The 5,292-nt window shown below is 44.8% G+C and carries 5 protein-coding genes; all 5 read left to right on the forward strand.

Features of this window, described 5'->3' with window-relative positions; translation table 11 throughout:
- The first annotated feature begins 624 nt into the window (after positions 1 to 624).
- The 5 genes from ABO04_RS10850 (at position 625) to ABO04_RS10870 (ending at position 5,164) form a co-directional block, all read left to right on the forward strand.
- Positions 625 to 1,440, forward strand: a complete 816-nt coding sequence (locus ABO04_RS10850) for a methane monooxygenase/ammonia monooxygenase subunit C (protein WP_160810683.1) — start codon at positions 625 to 627, stop codon at positions 1,438 to 1,440.
- A gap of 174 nt (positions 1,441 to 1,614) precedes the next feature.
- Entirely contained in the window at positions 1,615 to 2,445 is an 831-nt protein-coding gene (locus tag ABO04_RS10855; protein ID WP_345853526.1) for a methane monooxygenase/ammonia monooxygenase subunit A, read from the forward strand.
- Between the two features lies 1 nt (position 2,446).
- On the forward strand, positions 2,447 to 3,712 hold the full coding sequence (locus ABO04_RS10860) for a methane monooxygenase/ammonia monooxygenase subunit B (RefSeq protein ID WP_160810684.1): 1,266 nt from the start codon (positions 2,447 to 2,449) through the stop codon (positions 3,710 to 3,712).
- A gap of 163 nt (positions 3,713 to 3,875) precedes the next feature.
- Positions 3,876 to 4,517: a hypothetical protein gene (locus tag ABO04_RS10865; protein WP_164504345.1), complete on the forward strand. Its 642-nt coding sequence runs from the start codon at positions 3,876 to 3,878 to the stop codon at positions 4,515 to 4,517.
- Positions 4,518 to 4,582: 65 nt separating this feature from the next.
- A complete protein-coding gene (locus tag ABO04_RS10870) occupies positions 4,583 to 5,164 on the forward strand; it encodes a hypothetical protein (protein ID WP_160810685.1) in 582 nt (193 codons plus the stop codon).
- Positions 5,165 to 5,292: the final 128 nt, after the last annotated feature.

Here is a 5,292-nt window from a genome sequence, read left to right on the forward strand (position 1 = left end):
AATCAATAATAAGGTGTATGTCGGCATGTATAACAGGAGCTTGCCGATTATATGTTGGAAAAATAGAACCAAAGAGAATCTGATTACCGTGCTCAACATCAATAAGCTTCCGGCTGAGGCAAGTTTATTTATTCGCCTTCAATAAAATACCAGTCTTGTATAAAAAAACTGCTGCTGCATAACGATATTTTGAGTTTTTTTATGAATAAGTGTAAATAAATTGATAACTCAAATGTTTATTGCGATCAACAAAATCAATTATACGGAATGCCTCGAATTTATACCCATTTTATCATTATGGTTTATTTTATTTTGAGGAGGAAGTCTGATGATTGGAAGGGGATTATTGGCAGGAGGGTTATTGTAATTGATTGATTTTAAGTGAGTTAAGTGGATTTTGTTATTGTGCGAACAAAAAATACTTGACTAAAAGAGCCAAGGTGACTAGCCTTTCGGATGTATCTGGTGGGGGTATTGAAGCCTTCCTGGAACAAAATGAGAAATACGGAGTCAAAAATCAAGCGGAGACCGCGATATCAACGTGGTTATTTGCGATGGACAGTAATGAAAATATCTGGTTTTCATTACTGGTTTTAACAATGTGGTGTATAGGAGGATCAAGAGATGGCAACTACGTTAGGAACTAGCAGTGCCTCATCGGTCTCATCAAGAGGCTATGACATGTCACTGTGGTATGACTCCAAATTTTACAAATTTGGTTTGGTAACCATGTTGTTGGTAGCGATATTCTGGGTATGGTATCAACGTTACTTTGCCTATTCACACGGAATGGATTCAATGGAACCGGAATTTGACCGTGTATGGATGGGACTGTGGCGCGTACACATGGCCATTATGCCGCTGTTTGCACTGGTTACCTGGGGTTGGATCTTAAAAACGCGTGATACGCAAGAGCAACTGGATAACCTGGATCCGAAACTGGAAGTTAAACGTTACTTCTACTACATGATGTGGCTGGGTGTATATCTTTTTGGTGTTTACTGGGGTGGTAGCTTCTTTACGGAGCAGGATGCCTCTTGGCACCAGGTGATTATTCGTGATACCAGCTTTACGCCAAGTCATGTTGTTGTGTTTTATGGATCATTCCCGATGTACATCGTCTGCGGGATTGCAACCTATTTGTACGCAATGACTCGTCTGCCGCTGTTCAGCCGTGGAATTTCCTTCCCGTTAACAATGGCTATTGCTGGTCCTTTGATGATTCTGCCAAACGTTGGTTTGAATGAATGGGGTCATGCTTTCTGGTTCATGGAAGAACTGTTTAGCGCACCATTGCACTGGGGTTTTGTAGTGCTTGGTTGGGCTGGATTGTTTCAAGGTGGAGTGGCTGCCCAGATCATTACCCGTTATTCCAATCTGACTGATGTGATCTGGAATAATCAAAGCAAAGAAATTCTGAATAACCAGATTGTAGCTTAGTCCGGAATACCCCTTGAAATCCGGGAAACTGCATTTCAAGGGGTATATGGAAAAAGAAGTGACTGGCCGATGTCAAGAGATTGGCAACTGGTCAGCCGGTAATCGGAATGCGGTGCCTTAAGAAAAAAAGAGGAATCGTGATGTTAATTTTCAATTATAAGAGGGGAGGGTAGGGTGAGTATATTTAGAACGGAAGAGATCCTGAAGGCGGCCAAAATGCCGCCGGAAGCGGTCCATATGTCACGCCTGATTGATGCAGTTTATTTCCCGATTCTGGTTGTTCTGCTGGTAGGTACCTACCATATGCACTTCATGTTGCTGGCAGGTGACTGGGATTTCTGGATGGACTGGAAAGATCGTCAATGGTGGCCTGTAGTTACACCTATAGTGGGAATTACCTATTGCTCGGCAATCATGTATTACCTGTGGGTCAACTACCGCCAGCCATTTGGTGCGACGCTGTGCGTAGTATGTCTGCTGATCGGTGAGTGGCTGACGCGTTACTGGGGTTTTTACTGGTGGTCACACTATCCACTCAATTTTGTAACACCGGGCATTATGCTCCCGGGTGCATTGATGTTGGATTTCACAATGTATCTGACACGTAACTGGCTAGTGACTGCACTGGTTGGAGGTGGATTCTTTGGTCTGCTGTTCTACCCGGGTAACTGGGCGATTTTTGGCCCGACCCATCTGCCGATCGTTGTGGAAGGAACACTGCTGTCGATGGCTGACTACATGGGTCATCTGTATGTTCGTACAGGTACACCAGAGTATGTTCGTCATATTGAGCAAGGTTCATTACGTACCTTTGGCGGTCACACCACAGTGATTGCAGCATTCTTTGCTGCGTTTGTATCCATGCTGATGTTTACCGTCTGGTGGTATCTTGGAAAAGTCTTCTGCACAGCCTTCTTCTACGTTAAAGGTAAAAGAGGACGGATCGTACAACGCAATGATGTTACGGCATTTGGTGAAGAAGGGTTTCCAGAGGGGATCAAATAAAATGGGTATCAAGAACCTTTATAAACGTGGAATGATGGGACTTTGTGGCGTTGCTGTTTATGCGATGGCGGCACTGACCATGACAGTAACACTGGATGTCTCAACAGTAGCAGCCCATGGAGAACGATCCCAGGAGCCGTTTCTTCGGATGCGTACCGTGCAATGGTATGACATCAAATGGGGTCCGGAAGTAACCAAAGTCAATGAAAATGCGCAGATTACCGGCAAATTTCACTTGGCTGAAGATTGGCCGCGTGCAGCAGCAAGCCCGGATTTTTCATTCTTTAACGTAGGTAGCCCAAGTTCGGTATACGTACGTTTAAGTACAAAGATCAATGGTCACCCATGGTTTATTTCAGGCCCTCTGCAAATTGGTCGTGACTACGAGTTCGAAGTTAATCTGAGAGCCCGTATTCCAGGACGGCATCACATGCATGCCATGTTGAACGTTAAAGATGCAGGCCCGATTGCAGGACCAGGCGCATGGATGAATATTACCGGAAGCTGGGATGATTTTACTAATCCACTCAAGCTGCTGACAGGTGAGACGGTTGATTCAGAAACGTTTAACTTATCAAATGGTATTTTCTGGCATGTTCTCTGGATGTCAATCGGTATATTGTGGATTGGTATCTTTGTAGCACGTCCGATGTTCCTGCCACGCAGTCGGGTATTGCTCGCCTATGGTGACGATTTGTTGTTGGATCCTGTTGACAAAAAAATCACCTTGGTACTTGCAGTTCTGACTTTGGCTTTGGTGTGGGGTGGATACCGCTATACAGAAACCAAGCATCCATACACAGTGCCTATCCAGGCTGGTCAATCTAAAGTTGCACCGTTACCGGTAGCACCTAATCCGGTAGCAATCAAAATCGTAGATGCTAACTATGATGTCCCTGGGCGTGCGCTGCGTGTCACGATGGAAGTAACCAACAATGGTGATGAACCGGTTACATTTGGTGAATTTACCACAGCGGGTATTCGTTTCGTCAACAGCACCGGTCGCAAATACCTGGATCCACAGTATCCTCGTGAACTGGTTGCGGTAGGCTTGAATTTTGACGATGAAGGCGCAATTGAGCCTGGTCAAACCAAGCAACTGAAAATGGAAGCCAAAGATGCTCTGTGGGAAATCCAACGTCTGATGGCGTTGCTGGGTGACCCGGAAAGCCGTTTTGGTGGACTGCTCATGTCTTGGGATGCAGAAGGTAATCGCCATATCAACAGCATTGCTGGTCCGGTGATTCCTGTCTTTACCAAACTCTGATAAACAGTACCGAGGTACTGCGTATTAGTTAATAAGAACCGGTGCATCGCCTGTCGTAAGACAGAGGTGTACCGGTTTTTTATTGATAACCTTGGTTTTGAAGTAAAGCATCGACAGCCTGGCGAATTCGGTACTTGGATACTGGATTGAAAGGAATTATAAAATGAGAAGAGAGCCTCTGCTGGAAAAGCAGGAAAGTAGTTTTTTATTACGACAAGAGCAAGGAGTTGTCACGTTGAAGCACTCGATACAACTGGCTTTCATGACCTGCGTTCTTGCCATCCTGTGTTACGCGAATACAGCCTTGGGGCATGGTCGAGTATCACTGGAAGAAGATACTTGTGTGCGCCAGATAGGTGAGAACATGGTGCATTTGAATACCTATCAGCCCCAATTTGATCAGAACGGGCACTACTGTACAGAAATTCCAGTGGCCGGAGATACCTATCTGGTTGTGGATCTGATAGACCTGGGTTTGCGGGAAATGCCGGTTGGTATGCAAGTATTCAGAGGTGCAGAAAAGGAAGGTGAAGCGATTGTCCAGGTAAATGCGGCGTATCATCCAGATGGAGTTATTAATGGAATAGGCAAACTGGAAAAAGGATTGTATTCGGTAGTCGTAACAGCGGAAGGGGTCCCTCCACTAAATTATTACTACCAGTTACGGGTTGAAATGGTTGACTACGGCAAGCTTGCGCGTACCTGGGCAGGTCCGGTAATTGCGATTCTGTTCCTGGGGTGGTTGATATATAAACTGATACAATCCGGCCGTTTGCGAAACTGGTTTAAATCCGAAGACGATTAAATCTGATCGCTTTGTAGAAGTGATAGGTTGCACAACAAAACATAAAAACAGGGAGGAATGGATAGATGACAAGAGGATGGATAACAACTGGTGCTAAATGGCTGGTTGGAATGTTACTGGGCATGGCCTGCTGGATGCAGGCCTATGCTCATGGCGGGCTGTCTATGGCAGAGGACATGTGTAAACTCACAATTGGACCATATACCATGCACTTTACAGGCTACCAGCCTGAAAGCACGCAAGAACAGGAATTCTGTGAAGACATCCCCAACACCGGCCGCACAATAGTAGCACTGGATTATATTGATGAAGCACTCAGGCCATTGACAACCGAAGTACGCATTATTCGTGACACAGGTGCTGCGCCGGGAGAAGAAGGTAATCTTGATGAAATTACCATCATGCACATTCCTCCTAAAGTGTACTCGAATGGATCAGTAACGTTTGAACACATCTTTCCTGAAGAGGGAGACTTTGTAGGGCTGGTAACAGTTAAAGACAATCAAACAGAACATGTGTCGCGCTTCCCTTTTGCTGTGGGAACAGGAGGTAAATTCAAAATGAATATGTATTTCTGGCCATTGTTGATCATCATCGCAGGCGCTGGATATTTCTTCCTCTCAGCAAAAAAGAAAAAAAATACTTAGCAAAAGTAATTTAGTTCGATAAAGTTTGATATTTCCTAGGCATGTTTTCTATCTATTTGGAAATAAAGTTCTCCGCCATAAGCAACGAGGTATTTGCTTTTTAGTATGCTGGCCCTCAAGCAATTCTC

The sequence above is a fragment of the Nitrosomonas sp. HPC101 genome (assembly GCF_009833125.1).
Classification (GTDB): domain Bacteria; phylum Pseudomonadota; class Gammaproteobacteria; order Burkholderiales; family Nitrosomonadaceae; genus Nitrosomonas.